Annotated in this window: 16 protein-coding genes and 1 tRNA gene; 7 read left to right on the top strand and 10 right to left on the bottom strand. The window is 59.7% G+C overall.

All coding sequences use genetic code 11. The features are described from left to right. Window positions 1–73: 73 nt before the first annotated feature. The 4 genes from V9L13_RS04770 to mug form a co-directional block, all read right to left on the bottom strand. Window positions 74–454 carry a RidA family protein gene (locus tag V9L13_RS04770; protein WP_003224376.1) on the bottom strand — a complete coding sequence of 127 codons (381 nt, stop codon included), beginning with the start codon at window positions 452–454 and terminating at the stop codon, window positions 74–76. 171 nt (window positions 455–625) lie between these two features. Then, window positions 626–700, bottom strand: a tRNA-Gln gene (locus V9L13_RS04765). A 137-nt stretch (window positions 701–837) separates the two neighbouring features. Beyond that, window positions 838–1,221, bottom strand: coding sequence for a DUF1801 domain-containing protein (locus V9L13_RS04760; protein ID WP_338801656.1), 384 nt, complete (start codon window positions 1,219–1,221; stop codon window positions 838–840). A 72-nt stretch (window positions 1,222–1,293) separates the two neighbouring features. Then, window positions 1,294–1,812, bottom strand: a complete 519-nt coding sequence (gene mug, locus V9L13_RS04755; protein WP_338802825.1) for a G/U mismatch-specific DNA glycosylase — start codon at window positions 1,810–1,812, stop codon at window positions 1,294–1,296. Between the two features lie 86 nt (window positions 1,813–1,898). Here mug and V9L13_RS04750 point away from each other — a divergent pair, with 86 nt between their 5' ends. Beyond that, complete coding sequence (locus V9L13_RS04750) at window positions 1,899–2,843, top strand: LysR family transcriptional regulator (RefSeq protein ID WP_338801655.1); 945 nt, start codon at window positions 1,899–1,901, stop codon at window positions 2,841–2,843. 44 nt (window positions 2,844–2,887) lie between these two features. Here the strand turns inward: V9L13_RS04750 and V9L13_RS04745 are convergent, their stop codons facing one another. The 4 genes from V9L13_RS04745 to V9L13_RS04730 all read right to left on the bottom strand — a co-directional run bounded on the left by V9L13_RS04745 (window position 2,888) and on the right by V9L13_RS04730 (window position 6,273). Then, complete coding sequence (locus V9L13_RS04745; protein ID WP_103485918.1) at window positions 2,888–3,139, bottom strand: DUF2790 domain-containing protein; 252 nt, start codon at window positions 3,137–3,139, stop codon at window positions 2,888–2,890. A 367-nt stretch (window positions 3,140–3,506) separates the two neighbouring features. Continuing rightward, window positions 3,507–4,775 carry a DUF1479 domain-containing protein gene (locus tag V9L13_RS04740; RefSeq protein ID WP_338801654.1) on the bottom strand — a complete coding sequence of 423 codons (1,269 nt, stop codon included), beginning with the start codon at window positions 4,773–4,775 and terminating at the stop codon, window positions 3,507–3,509. Between the two features lie 117 nt (window positions 4,776–4,892). Then, the gene (locus V9L13_RS04735) at window positions 4,893–5,765 is read right to left on the bottom strand and encodes an AraC family transcriptional regulator (protein WP_103485916.1); all 873 of its coding nucleotides are present in this window, start codon (window positions 5,763–5,765) and stop codon (window positions 4,893–4,895) included. Between the two features lie 55 nt (window positions 5,766–5,820). After that, window positions 5,821–6,273, bottom strand: coding sequence for an Lrp/AsnC family transcriptional regulator (locus V9L13_RS04730; protein ID WP_045122414.1), 453 nt, complete (start codon window positions 6,271–6,273; stop codon window positions 5,821–5,823). 179 nt (window positions 6,274–6,452) lie between these two features. Here V9L13_RS04730 and V9L13_RS04725 point away from each other — a divergent pair, with 179 nt between their 5' ends. The 4 genes from V9L13_RS04725 (at window position 6,453) to V9L13_RS04710 (ending at window position 9,162) form a co-directional block, all read left to right on the top strand. Continuing rightward, a complete protein-coding gene (locus tag V9L13_RS04725; RefSeq protein WP_098968506.1) occupies window positions 6,453–7,070 on the top strand; it encodes a LysE family translocator in 618 nt (205 codons plus the stop codon). A gap of 25 nt (window positions 7,071–7,095) precedes the next feature. Continuing rightward, on the top strand, window positions 7,096–7,938 hold the full coding sequence (panB, locus tag V9L13_RS04720) for a 3-methyl-2-oxobutanoate hydroxymethyltransferase (protein ID WP_003224363.1): 843 nt from the start codon (window positions 7,096–7,098) through the stop codon (window positions 7,936–7,938). 26 nt (window positions 7,939–7,964) lie between these two features. After that, window positions 7,965–8,438 carry a MaoC family dehydratase gene (locus V9L13_RS04715; protein WP_098968367.1) on the top strand — a complete coding sequence of 158 codons (474 nt, stop codon included), beginning with the start codon at window positions 7,965–7,967 and terminating at the stop codon, window positions 8,436–8,438. 361 nt (window positions 8,439–8,799) lie between these two features. Beyond that, the gene (locus tag V9L13_RS04710) at window positions 8,800–9,162 is read left to right on the top strand and encodes a hypothetical protein (RefSeq protein ID WP_123588099.1); all 363 of its coding nucleotides are present in this window, start codon (window positions 8,800–8,802) and stop codon (window positions 9,160–9,162) included. 159 nt (window positions 9,163–9,321) lie between these two features. Here V9L13_RS04710 and V9L13_RS04705 read toward each other — a convergent pair whose 3' ends face one another. Together V9L13_RS04705 and V9L13_RS04700 are read right to left on the bottom strand one after the other, a co-directional pair. Beyond that, a complete protein-coding gene (locus V9L13_RS04705; protein WP_338801652.1) occupies window positions 9,322–11,739 on the bottom strand; it encodes an arylsulfatase in 2,418 nt (805 codons plus the stop codon). A 50-nt stretch (window positions 11,740–11,789) separates the two neighbouring features. Then, the gene (locus V9L13_RS04700; protein ID WP_338801651.1) at window positions 11,790–13,076 is read right to left on the bottom strand and encodes an anaerobic sulfatase maturase; all 1,287 of its coding nucleotides are present in this window, start codon (window positions 13,074–13,076) and stop codon (window positions 11,790–11,792) included. 349 nt (window positions 13,077–13,425) lie between these two features. On the opposite strand from V9L13_RS04700, the gene V9L13_RS04695 reads away from it, so the two are divergent. Both V9L13_RS04695 and V9L13_RS04690 read left to right on the top strand, forming a co-directional pair. Then, window positions 13,426–14,406 (top strand): AraC family transcriptional regulator, encoded by a 981-nt coding sequence (locus V9L13_RS04695; RefSeq protein WP_338801650.1) that lies wholly within the window; start codon window positions 13,426–13,428, stop codon window positions 14,404–14,406. 197 nt (window positions 14,407–14,603) lie between these two features. Then, window positions 14,604–16,127, top strand: coding sequence for an EAL domain-containing protein (locus V9L13_RS04690; protein ID WP_338801649.1), 1,524 nt, complete (start codon window positions 14,604–14,606; stop codon window positions 16,125–16,127). The last annotated feature ends 111 nt before the right edge of the window (window positions 16,128–16,238 follow it).

Genomic DNA, 16,238 nt, shown 5'->3' with positions numbered 1-16,238 from the left:
ATGGTGGCACAGTCAACGTTGATGGTGGCTGATTTACCGCTATCGCGAGCAGGCTCACTCCTACAGGGGGCGGTCAGGCCTTGGCAGCCATCGCGGTGACTTCCACGCGCATGCCTTCCACTGCCAGCGACGCCACGCCCACAGCCGCGCGCACCGGCCATGGCTTGGCGAAGAAGCGCTTGTAGACTTCGTTGAATGCCGCACGGTCAGCCATGTCGGTGAGGTAGATGGTCAGGTGCATGACCCGATCCATCGAACTGCCGGCCCGCTCCAGCGCCACTTTCAGCGCCTGCAGGGTGCATTCGCTTTGCAGGGTGATGTCGCCCAGCTCCAGGCTGCCGTCGGCACGGGTCGGGATCTGGGTCGAAACCAGAATGCCGTTGAAACCGACAACATCGGAGGAAATCGAATCTGCATCCGGATCAGGGGTGAAGCTGAGGTCTTGATTAGCCATGAAAGTCTCTTGTCTGGAGAGATTGAGGGTCGCCGGCCAACGACGCACCGGGACTTTTGCGCGGGCAGTTTACATCAGTCCCCGCTCCGGCTCAGGCCACTGTCGATGCCAGACCCAAATCGCGCGCATAAAAAAACGCCAGCCCTTTCGGACTGGCGTTTTTTCTGAATATGGCAGGGGCGGCTGGATTCGAACCAACGCATGGCAGGATCAAAACCTGCTGCCTTACCGCTTGGCGACGCCCCTGTATCTCAAGCTCTGTAACAAGCTCTGCGAGAATGGGCCGCAATTTACCAACCTTTTTTTGATCTGGGAAGCCCTGAATGCAAAAAAATTTGTTTTAAAACAGCCAGTTATTTCTGAGCCAAGGCAAACGCCGCGATTCACTTCGACAAATTCAGCTTGATCGCCTCGCGAATCAGCGTTTTCAAGGCCTGCTCATCGACCGGGTCGCTCTCGTGAAAATCAATCGCCCGGCGGGTGTTGCCCTCAAGGCTGGCGTTGAACAACCCCGCTGGATCGGCCAGCGCCGCGCCTTTGGCGAAGGTCATCTTCACCGCCGCCTTGTAAGTCTCTCCGGTGCAAATGATCCCGCCCCGCGACCACACCGGAACGCCGCGCCACTTCCACTCCTCCACCACCTCGGGATCGGCCTGGCGAATGACCTTGCGAATCTCGCCGAGGATCGCGCCGCGCCAATCGGCGAGTTCGGCGATTCGAGCGTCGATCAGCGCCGAGGCGTCGATGTTTGGGTTTTCGGGCTTCATGGCGGGCGTCCTCCTCGGCGATTTGACTGCATCAATCGTAGCTGGCCAACCGAAAAACGCTGGACGCATGATTTACCCGCTCGCGATCAATGCCTCATGCAACTCCTGATATGCCGCGACCAGTTGCTCAAGGGAGAACGCCCGATTGCGCCCACTGGGATTGGGCAACACCCACACGTGCGCGCCGCCGAAGGTCCTTGCCTGCGGCCCCCACGCCACCACCTTCTGCCCCGACAACGCCGCATACGCAGCCTTGCCAAGAAACGCCACACAGCGCGGCGCATGGCAGCTGATTTTCTGCTCAAAGCCCAGGGCCGCTGCGGCAAACTCCTGCGCCGCCAACTGATCCGCCCGCGCCGTCGGCCGCTCGACCACCGCCGTCAACCCGCAGCCAAATTGCAGGAGGCTTCGATCATCCTCCGCCCGCACTTCATACGGGGTGAACCCGGCCAGGTGCAAGGTGCGCCAGAAGCGATTGCCGCGTCCGGCAAAATGATGCCCCTGCGCCGCCGCGAGCAACCCCGGATTGATCCCGCAGAACACCACCGAAAGCCCCGGCGCCAGAATGTCTTCAAGCCCTTCACCCGCCATGCGCCCGCCCTCGTTCGCAAACATTTGCAACACCACCCACGGCAAACCCTAGAATGGCCATCCCAGCCACAGAGCCAACAACAACGATGGACGTCATTCAGACCCTGCGCTGCTTCGTCGCCGTGGCCCAGAGCGGCAGCTTCACCGCTGCGGCCGACGTGCTCGACACCACCACGACCAACGTCTCCAAAGCCGTCTCCAGCCTCGAAGCCCGGTTGCACACGCGCCTGATCAACCGCACCACTCGCCGCCTCGCCCTGACCGAAGCCGGTGTGCGTTATTTGCAGCGTGCCGAAAAAATCCTCGATGACCTGCGCGAAGCCGACGAAGAAGCCGGCACCGCCCAGACCCTGCCGGTCGGGCGTCTGAAGATTCACGCCATGGCCGCCATCGGCAACCACTACGTGATCAATGCAATCGCCCGTTACCGCGAGATTCACCCCACGGTGATGTTCGACCTGACCCTGAGCAATCGCCTGCCCGACCTGCTCGAAGAAAGCTACGACATGTCGATCGTCCTCGCCCGCGACCTGCCCGATTCCGGCTTCGTCGCGCAACGCCTGGGCACCACCTACAGCATCCTCTGCGCCTCACCGGCGTACCTGGCCAAACGCGGCCATCCCGCCACACCCGCCGACCTCGCCGCGCACGACTGCCTGCGCATCGTCAACACGGTGATGCCTGCAGAAAACTGGGTGTTCGAAGGCCCACAAGGCATGGAAACCCAGAATATCCCCGACTCGCCCTTCCACATCAACACCGCCGACGGCATGGCCACGGCAATCAGAAATGGCATGGGCATCGGCATTCAGCCGCTGGCATCAGCCGTCGAAGGATTGGTCGGAGGCACACTGGTGCGGGTACTGCCGCAGTACCGCCTGGAGGAATACAACCTGTTCGCGATCTACCCGTCGCGCAAATTCGTCGACGCCAAAATCAAGACCTGGGTGGAGTTCCTGAAAACCGCCATCCCGCAACTGCTGGCATCCGATGAAGACATGGCCGGCGCCAGACCACTCGCCAACGCTTAGTGCCGCAGACCTGGAGTGTCGACCCTCCAGCGCTTGCACCGACATTAACCGTTGGAACAACCGCTACCCATCACCTGGTATTGCACGACATGCCGCGCACCGGTCGAGTCTTCATAAGTCATCTGCACCGGCACCGCGCCGCACTGATTGGCCGCTTCGGAGATCGACACCACGTGGGCGATGTCTGCTTGAGCGGCGGCGTTGTACGCCTCGACTTGCGCGGTTTCATCCGCCGCAAAGGCTTGCGCGCCGATACCACCGAGGACCAGAAGAAGAGCGATTTTTGCAAGTTTCATGATGTTCACCGTCTTGTGGGGAACCGTGTTGGGTCACGGGTTGCAGACGATGTTAGGGGTTCAGGCGCACGGCAAAAATCGGTCGGTTGGACAAACACTGTGTCCAAAAGGGTAATGAATAGACTTGAGTACCGTGGATATCCGATTCGCGAGCAGGCTCACTCCCACAGGTTTTGTGCCCGCCACCACATTCGCGAACACCGCAAGACCATTGTGGGAGCGGGCTTGCTCGCGAAGGCGCCAGCTCAGCCAACAAACTACCCGAGACCACCGCCAGCGATCAGACAACACAACACCCATGGCGAAAGGTTTAACGAAACATCACACCGTCCGAAGGGGCCGCGAATCGGCCGCAATTTCCAAATACCTACTCCAGCCCAAGTCCCGCGCGCCCCAACGGATTCAGACTCTCCACAGCAAAACGCTCCACCCACGAGCGCTCATAATCCTCCCGCGGAAAATCATCCGGCGAAGCACCCCGCTCAAACGCCCTGAACACATCCCGCGCATAGCGCAGATTCTTCGGACACATCGGCGCTGCCGGCACGTACATCACGTTGCCCCAGCCCTGCTGGTTCTGCACCGGCGCAACGCTATGGATCACATCGCAATGCCACCACACCGAATCACCGGCCTGCACATCCGGAATCGGACTCAGCCCCTCGATCAGCAGCGGATGCCATTGCCGCGACACCGGCAGCACCTTGCCCGGCGCCACTCCACACAACTCGTCTTCGGGCACATCATCGAGCAGCGGCCGCAACAGCAAGTAGGCCATCGCCTTGGGGATCGGCAGGGTGTGCAGCACGCCTTGATCGGCCTGCATGTCCGACAGCGCAGTCCAGCCCTGAAACGTGCGAAACGCCGAACACTTCACCGTGTCCTTGTAGGCGTATTCATCCACCTCGGTACGAAACGCCGCATCCCACGGGTCGTAGGCCGCGAAGTCGTTGCTGTAGATTTTGTCGAAGACTTTCAGATACGCCGGATGCAGCCAGCGCTCCAGCGCCCCGGAATCGGTGTGCGGGCCAAGGCCTTTCGAGTGCGTGCCCGGCGGACGCCGACGTACCCGATCCGGATACAGCGCGTTGATGTCCGGATTGAACCAGTCCTGACCGTGCGAATGAGTCTTCCACAACCGATTGAGAAACGCCTGCGCCGTGCCCATCCGCTCATGCTGACGCAACTGCATTTGCGCCGCCGACCAATAGATCGGAAAAATCTCCGGTCGCGAAGCCTCCAGGTTGCCAAAAAACTGGTCGACCGGCCCACGGTAAAACGCATCGAACCGGTTCTTGTCGAGGTAATCCAGTAACCCTTGGTCCCACTGCAGCACCTGCTCGCGGGGGAAGTGATTGCGGATCACCACGCTACCGCGACGCTTGATCAAAGCCAACTGCTCGGCAGTCACTGTGCCAGCGGCGATATCAGCGAACTCCAGCACCGGCCAGCCCGACCCGGTCTGCGCCTCCTGGGCTTTGACCGACGCAATCTCGCCGGCAATAAACTCACTGACCTCGGCGAACAGCCCCTGCACATCGCCGATCTGCGCGCGCAAGGTGCGTTTCATTTTTACGATACTGTCGCGGTAACTCTCCGGAAGCGTTGCGCTCTCGAATGCTTGATATTTGCTCATCGGGGGACCTGCAGACCTTGTTGTTGGTGCAGGTATGGGACCACTTCCGATGGTGTCGGCGGCAGCCTGAATTGCCGCGTCGAGTAATACGATTGTGGCGTTGTAGCGGCGCGCTGCTTACTGAAAGTGATGACCGTGCTGACGACGAAACTCCGAAGGCGTCAGCCCCTTCAACGCCTTGAACTGCCGATTGAACAGCGCCAGCGACGAATATCCCACTGCCTCGGCAATCAGCGAAACCGTCGAATGTCCCTGCATCAACAGCGCACAGGCATGTCCGACTCTTAGCCGTACGATGTAGTCCAGCGCCGTGCAGCGCGTATGCCGACGGAACATTCGATGAAACGCCGACACGCTGACGCATGCCATCTCAGCCAACGCCGGAATGCTGATGGCTTCGGCGTAGTGTCCATGCACGTAATCCAGAACCCGATGTATACGGGGATCCTCAACGATCTGACTGCCAATCTGAGAGTCCGGCGCCGACAGGATTTGCCTGGCATCAACGTCCCGTGTCAGTTTGCTCAACACGGTCAGCAGCGCGATCAAACGCTCGGGCAGCTCCTGCTCGACCATCGCCTCAATCAGCGGCCGAATCTCCCGCGACGCCGCCGCACTGAAACTCAATGCCTGCCGCGCCGCCACAAGCAATTGCCGCAGCGACCCCATCTCCGGAAACAACGTCACCAGCGACTCCGCCCACGCCGCCGAAAACCAGATCACCAACGCCACATGCGGTTGCCCGGCGTCGACCCGCTCCGCCGACGACCAGCTATGCGGCACATTCGGCCCGACCAGAATCAGATCGCCGTCATCGTAAGCCGCGACGTCATTGCCGATATAGCGATGGCCACGACTGTTCAAGGTCAGCGTCAGTTCGTACTCGGGATGGTGATGCCATTCAAACGGAATTGCCCCTGGCAGGCGCCGGTTCAGCAGCGTCCAGGAGGCAGTGGCTTCGGTGGGGATTTTTTCGAAACTGGGTTTCATGGTGGACGATTCTGCTCTGTGGCGTGGGAGGCACGCCCCGATCGTATCACTCTGTTTACAACGGCAACGGTCGATCCTGCACCACGCGCTTCATCACCAGCGTCGAGGTCAGCCGCTGCACATTCGGCAAAGTCGAAAGGCACTCGTCATACAGGCGCTGAAACGCTGGCAAATCCTGAGCGATGACGTGCAGCAAATAATCCGGTTCGCCGAACAACCGTTGCGCATCCACCACCTGCGGAATCTCCACCAGCGCCGCCTCGAACGCCTCCACCGCTTGCCGGTCGCCTTCGCGCAACGTGGCGAAGACCATCGCGGAAAAGTTCAGGCCCAGCGCGGCGGGGTCGAGTTTTGCCCGGTAGCCGAGCAGCACCCCGGACTCTTCCAGCGCCCGCACGCGGCGGTGGCAGGGTGAAAGGCTCAGGCCCACGCGATCGGCCAGTTCGGTGACCGACAGGCGACCATCCTTTTGCAGCTCAGCAAGAATCTTCCGATCAGTTCTGTCCACGCAATAAAACCTTCTAATCTGATGCGCCATGACGACCATCTTTGGAAATATATTCTAGCCGAGTTTGCTTATTCTCCCTCAACCAAAAACTGCCGCACCGCTGCAACCGGCGCGGCACTTGATTGATGGAAAACCAACATGAGCAAAGCAACGCCACGTCAACGGCCATGGGTGACGCCATGACCTTCAGCGTATTCGCCGCTTTCTGGGCGGTATCGATTCTGTTTGTGATCACCCCCGGCGCCGACTGGGCCTACGCGATTTCCGCAGGCTTGAAGCACCGCGTCGTACTCCCCGCCGTGGGCGGTCTGCTGTCCGGGCACTTACTCGCGACGCTGATTGTGGCGGCCGGGGTAGGCACGCTGATCGCCGGACATCCGCTGGCCCTGACAGCACTGACCGTAGCCGGCGCCGGTTACCTGCTGTGGCTGGGCGCCAATCTGTTCGCCCGCCCTTCCACTCCGCACGCCGCAGCGAGCCAGACCAGCGACTCATGGGCGCGCTGGGCCTTGAAGGGTCTTTGCGTGAGCGGGCTCAACCCGAAAGTGTTCTTGCTGTTTCTCGCCCTGTTGCCGCAATTCACCGACGCCGGCGCGCCGTGGCCCGTGCCGCTGCAAATGGTCGCGCTCGGCCTGGTGCATACCGCCAGTTGCGCGGTGATCTATCTGCTGGTCGGGTTTGGCTCACAGGTGGTACTGCGCGCCCGGCCTGCAGCGGCACGCAGGGTCAGTCGAGTTTCAGGGCTGATCATGATTGCGATTGCGCTGGGGCTGCTGATCGAACAGCTGCACGCCTGATTCTTCCTCCTGACGAGATCTGCCAATGACCGAACACACCTCACCCTACGACACCACTGCCCTAACCAAGCCGGCAACACGCCTGCGCATCCCGCAGCTCAAACAGATGAAAGTCGAAGGGCGCAAATGGGCGATGCTGACCGCGTACGACATGTACAGCGCAGTAATTTTCGAGGACGCCGGCATTCCCGTCCTGCTGGTCGGCGACTCAGCGTCCAACAACGTGTTTGGCAACGACTCGACCTTGGCCGTGACCGTCGACGAACTGCTCCCGCTGGTGCGCGCCGTCACCCGATCAACCCGGCGGGCCTTGGTCATCGCCGACCTGCCCTTCGGCTCGTACCAGGTTTCACCCGAACAATGCCTGCAAACCGCCGTGCGTTTCATGAAGGAGGCTGGCGCCCATGCGGTGAAGATCGAGGGCGGTGTCGAATTGCTGCCACACATCGCCAAGCTCAGCGTCTCGGGCATCCCGGTCATGGCCCACATCGGTTTCACCCCGCAGATGGAACATCAATTGGGCGGCTATCGTGTACAAGGCCGGGGCGAAGACGGGCAGCGCCTGATCGACAGCGCCAAAGCGCTGGAAGCCGCCGGCGCGTTCGCCCTGCTGATCGAAATGGTGCCCGGCGACGTTGGCGCAGCGATTACTCAAGCGGTGGCGATCCCCACTGTGGGCATCGGCGCCGGCAATCAGTGCGACGCGCAAGTGCTGGTCTGGCAAGACATGGCCGGCCTGCGCCAGGGACGTCTGCCGCGCTTCGTCAAACAGTACGCCGACCTGCGCAGCGTCCTGCAAACGGCGGCCAGAGACTTCGCCGACGACGTACAGGCCGGCACCTTCCCCGGCCCCGAACACACCTTTTAACCAACCGCCAGCAGCAGGAGGCCCCCATGCAAACCCCGAGACAACGCGCCGCCGAAGGCCTCAAGGTGGGCGACCGCTTCAACGTCGTCCGCCGTTTCACACCCGACGACGTCCATCACTTCGCGCAACTGTCCCGCGACTACAACCCCGTCCACTGCGACGCGCACTATGCGCAACTGCGAGCATTCAAAGCGCCGATCACCCACGGCCTGCTCACGGCCAGCCTGATGACCGAAATCGGCGGCCAGATCGGCTGGCTCGCCACCGGCATGAACCTCCAGTTCAAGCGCCCCGTCTATCCCGGCGAAACCATCACCTGCCACTGGCTCATCACCAGCATCGACGAGCGAGGCCACGCAACAGCCGAAGTCAGCGTCTTCAACGAACAACACATCACCGTGCTCGAAGCTATCACCACCGGCGTCCTGCCCGGCGCGCCAGAACGCGAATACATGAAACACATGCTGGCCGAGGGCGACCCTACCAATGGCGCGCGATGACGCGTTTAAACAGAGTTGTTTATATGACACCCGGTGTTACGTCCCCAAGGCTACAACGCCTTGCGCCATTGCCTACGACTACGCCAGAATCCGCCGGCTTGTGCGCCCAGGGTGCGGGTTCTATCGTGGGTCGGTCGCTGAAAAGCAGCGATCGGGTTTGGTAGCCCGGTTTCACACATGGCGCAAAACGTCACCTTACGCAGATGCTTTCTGGCGCCTGTGTTTTATGGTGGCCATGCGCAGGGCGCTTTCGAGCGCGCCGGTTTTTCCATGTGTGCCGGTCTACCAACCTTCGTAATGGCCACCACCCTCGTTTGGTAGCGAATGTGATGGTTCCCTTAGCCACATATGGAGCGTCACTATGTTCAAGGTCACACCAAACCCACCCGAAACCGAAACGGTCTCCCCCTACGAATCCCCCGATTCCCGAAAACTCAGCGAAGCCGCCGAACGCGCCCTCGACCACTACCTGAACCCCGCCAGCCAAATCATGGCCACGCCCTACACACCCAACGCCATGTTCCTCGCCAACCCCAAAATTGCCACCGAGGAATTATTGGCGAACGCCAGTGAATCACTGGGTTCGGCGACGGTGATGTTGGGGGATGTCGCGGCGCTGGTTGAGGGGCCGATTCGCAAGACGCTGCTGGGCATTGCGCAGGTGGTGATGCTGGGGGAATTGGCGGTGAATCAGGCGTTGGATAATGTTGTGCCGATGGCATAACGAACGCTCTCTCCTTGGCGCTCTATGGTGAGCGCCCAAGGAGGGATCTGCCAGAAACCGAAACGCGAGAATCGACTGCTTTCGGCCAGAAACTGCCATCCGCATTTAGAAATAACGGAACAAACCGAAGCCTGACTCAGGCTCCGGTATAACTGCTCCTTATTGCGTAGCGATGGCTGCGTCACGTTCCAGCTTTTTAGTTTTTTCTTGAGCCTCTGCACTTAACTGCTGTGGCTGGATGTTGATGTCCACTTTTTCGAGAGTGCCGGTAAACGGGAACGGCCCCTCGTAGTCGTTGGAGACTGCTTCGCCAGTATCGCGACCAATGTCGAAGGTCTCGGTTGCGCTGTAGCGGATCGGCGGCACGTGGGCAAAATGGGCGCGCCCGACCTCCTTGCCATTGATCAGCAGCACACCAGTACCGCCACCGCCAAAGGTCTTGTCTTCATGCGTGTACTGGAATTCGGCGACCACCTTACCGGCAGGCAGTTTTTCCGGGGATTTGATCTGGTCGCGTTCCTTGCCAAAGAAGTTGTTCTCGTACACCAGGTAACCGTCCTTGACGAACAGCGTGTATCCCGCGCTGCCACCTTGGGCGACGATGACGCCCTCGGTTTTCGCGTCGACTTCAAACACAGCTGTCACCGTGTGAGAGCGAGCCTTGACGTTCGGCGCGGTCCCTTCCGGCACACGCACAGTTCCTGGATAGAACGTGAAATGGTCACGCCCGCGTGAGAGGCTCGGGCGGTCCGGAACATTTCCACGCTCCACGAAACGGTCGTCCAGCGGCAGTACGTTGTACTTCCTGGCCTCGGATTCGAACAACGCCTGAAGCTGTTTGAGTTTGGCCGGATTCTTCGCCGCCAGGTCATCCGCCTGACTGAAGTCCTTGCTCAAATCGTAAAGCTCCCACTTGTCGTTCTCGAAGTCACCCTTGCGCCCCAGCAATTCCCACGGCAAACCGTGGCGGGCGGCCGCTACCCAGCCGTCATGGTAGATCGCGCGATTGCCCATGATTTCGAAATATTGGGTGGTGTGCCGGGTCGACGCTTTGGCATCGTTGAAGCTGTAGAGCATGCTGACACCCGCCAGCGGAACCTGTTTCTGCCCGTTGACGGTCTCCGGCATTTTGATACCGGCCGCCTCGTAGATGGTCGGCGCCACATCAATCATGTGATGCCACTGATTACGCACCTCTCCATGCGCTTTGATACGTGCAGGCCAACTGACGGTGAAACCGCTGCGCGTGCCGCCGAAGTGACTCGCCACCTGCTTTGTCCACTGAAACGGCGTATCCACAGCCCATGCCCAGCCCACTGAGAAATGGTTCTCATGTTTGGGGCTGCCGATTTCGTCGATGACTTTCAGCATGTTCGGCACGTTGTCCGGGATACCGTTTTGCGTGGCCATGTTGTTGACCGTGCCATTCAATCCGCCTTCGGCAGAGGCACCGTTGTCACCCAGTGCCAGCATGACCAGAGTGTTATCGGCATTCGGGCTTTTAGCCACGGCATCCAGTACTCGCCCTACTTGCTCATCAGTCTGAGTCAGAAAACCGGCGAAGACTTCCATCTGCCGACTGTACAAGCGCTTTTGATCGTCGGATAACGTGTCCCAGGCCGGCAGTTCTGCGGGGCGCGGGGTGAGCTTGGCTGAAGCAGGGACAATCCCCAGTTTTTTCTGTTGGGCAAACACCATCTCGCGATAGCTGTCCCAGCCCATGTCGAACTTGCCTTTAAACGGTTCTATGTAGGACGCAGGAACTTGATGCGGCGCATGCATGGCACCGGGAGCGTAGTAGACGAACCAAGGTTTTTTGGGGGCTACCGATTGTTGCTCGCGCAGCCAGTTGATCGCGTGATCGGCCAGGTCTTCGTTGAAGCTGTAGCCCTGTTCCGGAGTTTTTGACGGCTCTACCGGCACGGTATTTTCAAAAAGCTGAGGGTAGAACTGACTGGTTTCGCCCCCCTGAAAACCATAGAAATAACCGAAGCCCTTGCCCGTTGGCCAACGATCAAAAGGCCCGGCCGAGCTGGTCTCCCAGTCCGGCGTGTCATGCCACTTGCCGAACGCAGCGGTGGTGTAGCCGTGATCTTTGAGCACTTGACCGATGGCGGCGTTGTTGTCCTCCCAGACGCTGTTGTAGCCCGGGAACCCCGTTGCGCCTTCAGTGATGCCGCCCATCCCGACCTGATGATGATTGCGCCCAGACAATAACGCGGCGCGAGTCGGTGAGCACAACGCGGTGTTGTGCATCTCGTTGTAACGCAGGCCTTGCTCGGCCAGTCGATCAAAGTTGGGCGTTGGCGTCAGGCCGCCGTAAGCCGAAGTACCGGCGAACCCGAGATCGTCGATCAGGATGACCAAAACATTCGGTGCATCCTTGGGCGGGGTCACAGGTTGCGGAAAGTCGGACTTGGACGTTTTGTAGGTTTCACCGACGGTGCCACCGAACGGTGCTGTCGGCAGCGGCAGGCTGGCGCCCGCTGTTGCGGGGGCGGCTTGGGCGGTCAGCGAGCCGACACTGCCAAGTAACGCGGTGGCCAGCATGAATGACGGTTTACTCGGTTTGGACATGCATCAACTCCCTTTGCATTCAAAAGTCTCAGGCAATCAGCTGATAAAACTCAGCCAAGCCTGGTAATCATCAACGTGGCACCCACGATCTCGCTGGGTGAACGGCCTTGAGCAATCAATCCGGACATGGCTCGCAGATAAGGCGCTGTATGGGCAAAGAACTGGTAGTAGCCTTTACACAAATAGTTGAGCCCCGGTTCGCCTTCATCTGTTTCGATGAAACGATGTTTTGGGCAGCCGCCCCAACACCCTTTCAACATGTTGCACTGCTGGCACTGCTTGGGGAGTGAGGTCAGCTTGTCCTGGCCGAACTTCTGTTGCTCCGGGGATTGCAGCAAAGTGGACAGGGACTGCTGGGTGAGATTGCCCAAGCGGAATTTTGGATACACGTAGTGATCACAGGAAAAAACATCGCCGTTATGCTCGACGACCACCGCCCGGCCACAGGTGGGCTGGTGGTGACAGGCCGCGCCGGGCTCGCCCATGTAGTTCGCAAGCGCCCACTCGAAATTCATGACGTAAATCCGGCCCACATCACGCTTGATCCAGACATCGAAGATCGCGTTGAGAAACGTGCCGTAGTCTTCCGAGCCAACAGACCAGGAGGTCAGATTTGGTTCGGCCTTGTGCGAAGCACTCAAAACCAGATCACTGTCCGGACCGTGCAAGGTGAAACCCATGGCGGCATCCGCCACGTCGGGAAGCCTTTCGACGATGGGGATGAACTGGATGTACTCGACGCCGAGCTGACGGAAGAACTCGTACACCCTGAGGGGATCCTGGGAGCTGCGTCGGTTGACGCATGCGAGGATGTTGAAACGAACCTTATATTTTTTCAGCGACTCAAGGGCACGCAGGACCAAGGCATGGCTTGCATGACCGCTGGAGGTGACACGGTACTCATCGTGAATATCGGCCGGACCATCTAGTGACAAGCCCACTAAAAAATCATGCTCGGCTAAAAATTGACTCCACTTGTCGTCGATCAATAACCCATTGGTCTGGAAGCTGTTGGTGATCTTGCGGCCAGCGCCATGAACCGCCTGCATTCTTATCGCATGCTGGTAGAACTCCAACCCCATCAGTGTTGGCTCGCCGCCCTGCCAAGTGAACGCTACTTCGGTCTGGTCGGTGTGCGAAGCGATGTAGTTTGCGACGTAACTTTCCAGCACATCCAGATTCATTCGGTGACGACGCTCGTCACGATACAGCGCGGCCTTTTCTAGATAGAAGCAATAATCGCAATCCAGATTGCAATCAGCCCCGCTGGGCTTGGCCATAACATGAAACGCGTAGGGTGGCGCAGGAACATTACGAGCGTAGAAGACTGCTGACATCGACTTGACCTTTCTACCTGTGCGAAATGCAGCATTGACTATAGACGGGTTTCTCGAGTGGGCAATTGACAAGAGTGTCGATCAAACGGACAGATTTGCGAGCAGCAATAGCTGACAGAATCTGATCATGTCCTCTATCCCGTTCGGTGGGAAACCACTGCTGCTACGACGCATTACTTTCAAAGCCGCGGAATTGAGTCCGATCAAAACTTGGCTGAAAGGCTGCTTTTGGCCGAAAGCGTACCTATTTCCAGTGACTCATTTTCGGTCACAAATCTGTCACCCCCAAACTGCTAACATCCCTCCGCCTCCCTTATCCAAGAGCCCCCAACCCAAGGTGCCCCCCAAGGTGTCCCCAAGCCCCCACCAAAAAATCATCCTCCGCTCCGAAAACCTCCACTGCGAAGACTTCGGCGCCCTCTTCTCCCGGCTCTTCGGCAATCGCTACGCCGACACCCCGCCGATCCCCTCCAACATCATCATCAGCGGCGTCTACGGCAGGCACGACGGCGTCAGTTTCCGGCGCATGCATTACCACGGTGATTTCACCGTCACCTTCCCCGACCCGCAGGATGAGATCACGTTCGTGATTCCCACGGCGGGCAAGATTGTGTTCAACCACCGCACCGAGTCCGTCGGCATGGCCCAGGTGGGGTTGGCGATTGATAAGGCGGATATCCGTTCGATGCGGTTTCTCGACAATCATGCGCAGCACGGGATTTCGGTGAATCGGGGGCAGCTCACGGAGCGGTTGGCGGCGTTGTTGGGGCGGCCGATTGTGCAGAAGATTGTGTTTGAGCCGGCGGTGGATCTGCACTCGGCGGCGTTTCAGGGGATCAAGGCGTTGATTGATCTGGCGACGGGGACGGAGTTTGATTTGTTGCTCAACAGCGGCACGCTGATGCCGTCGCGGTTGCGCGAGATGTTGATTGATGCGGTGCTGGAGGCGTGGCCGCACAATTTTACCGAGGTGTTGCGCCAGCCCGCGCCGAGGGTGGCGCCGCGGCATGTGAAGTTGGCGATGGAGTTTATTCAGGCGCATCCGGAGCAGTTGGTGAGTGGCGTCGAGTTGGCGCGGTTGAGCAATGTCAGTCAGCGCGCATTGCAGGATGGGTTTCGGCGGTTTGTCGGGACGTCGATTGTGGCGTATCAGCGGCAGGTGCGATTGGAGCGCGCTTTCGAGGCGCTGAGGCAGCGGCATTCGGCGTCGGTGACGGAGGTGGCGCTGCGCTTTGGCTTCAGTAATGTCGGGCGGTTTTGTCAGTATTTTCAGCAGGCGTATGGGGTGAGTCCGGCGGATTTGCGCTCGGGCACGCACCCGCGACGCTGACAGGCGTGGGCGGCAGAAATATTGATCTGCGGCAAGATCGGTCGACGGCGCCAGCGCTAATCTGTGGTCGCTGATTAACAGCCGTGCAGCCGCACGTCACGGGCCGTGGGCCAAGGTGGCGTCAAATGAACAAAAAACGCATTGTCTGGGGGAGCATTCTCCTGGGCCTTCCGTGTGTCTTGCTTCCAGTACTTTTGATGGGTTACGTCGCCTGGGTGTTGAACCTGGCAGCGGCGCAGCAACGTCTCGAATCGCTGGCGTCCGTGGCCTCCAGCCGCGCCAACAATACCTTCCAAGAAGCCGCCGGAGTGCTGAAGAGCGTCGCCGCGTCGAGCCTTGCGCCATGTACGCCGGAGAGCATCGACGAGATGCGTCTACTGACGATCAACACGTTTGCGGTGAAGTCGATCGGCTATGTCGAGGAAGAGATTTATGCCTGCGGTTCGTGGGGTGCGGTGGGCCATCGGGTGACGCCGTGGAAGGAAGATTTTGTCACCGCTGACGGGGTGCGCGTGTCGCTCGGCGTGCAGGCGCGGATTGTGCCGGCCAAGCCGATGATGGCGCTGCAGTATGCGGCGTTCAATGTGCTGGTCGACCCCGAGCAGTTTTTGCAGGTGATGGTCGAGGACGATGTGCACTTGATGGTCGGCACCGCTGCCGGGCAACTGGTCGGTGCGTCGCGGCCAGGGGCGGAGCGTTTCATGAGTCGCGTGCACCTGGGCCCCGCTTCGGCGCTGGAGGACGGTTATTTGTATACGCTGGTGCACAGCGGTGATTGGGTGGCGATTGCAGCGGTGTCGCGCCATGAGTTGCTGCAAGGTCTGGTGCGCCGGGAGATGCTGTTGCTGCCGATCGGCGGGTTGATTGCCGGGATGCTTGCGCTGGTGATTGTGCGGCGTACGCGCAAGCGTCTGTCGCCACTGGCCGAGCTGGAACTGGCGGTGCGTAATCGTGAGTTCATCGTGCACTATCAGCCGATCATTGATTTGAGCGATGGCGCCTGTGTCGGGGCCGAAGCGCTGGTGCGCTGGCGGCATCCGGACGGCAGCCTGGTGCGGCCCGATCTGTTCATTCCGCTGGCTGAGCAGAGTGGGCTGATTCTGCCGATCACTGATCAGGTGATCGATCACGTCATGCAGGATCTCGGGCCGCTGCTGGTAAAAGAACGCAGCCTGCATGTGGCGATTAATCTGGCGGCGGCGGATATCAGCAGCGGGCGGTTCCTGCCACGGCTCAAGTCGGCCATGAGCAAGGCTGATGTGTGGCCGAGCCAGATCTGGCTGGAGGCCACGGAGCGCGGTTTTGTGCAGATCGAATCGGCGCGGCAGACAGTGAATCAGGCACGCGAATTGGGGCATCTGGCGGCCATCGATGATTTCGGCACCGGGTTTTCCAGCCTGCAGCATTTGCAGCAGCTGCCGCTGGATGTGTTGAAGATCGATAAGTCGTTTGTCGACACTATCGGGCGTGATCCGGAGGCGAGTTCGGTGACCGCGCATATCATCGACATGGCCAAGAGTCTGCGCTTGAAGCTGGTGGCTGAAGGGATTGAGACGGAGGCGCAGCTGGATTATTTGCGCAGTCGTGGCGTGGATTTCGGGCAGGGGTGGTTGTTTGCGAAGCCGATGCCTGCAGGGGAGTTTGTGGGGTTTGTTGGGGAGCGGTATGGGGGGATTGCGGAACTGCATGGTCAGGTCGGTGAGCTGGTTGGGTGTGTTTGACAAGGCTTGTTTTTAGGGCTGCTTCGCGGCCCAGCGGGAGCAAGCTCCCTCGCCACAGGTTGGGGGGGCACCTTCTGTTTTTGGGGTGCCTTGAGGATTGAGGTCATCCTT

The organism is Pseudomonas sp. RSB 5.4 (assembly GCF_037126175.1).
In the GTDB taxonomy this organism is placed as follows: domain Bacteria; phylum Pseudomonadota; class Gammaproteobacteria; order Pseudomonadales; family Pseudomonadaceae; genus Aquipseudomonas; species Aquipseudomonas fluorescens_H.
This window is presented reverse-complemented; position numbering and strand designations above follow the sequence as displayed.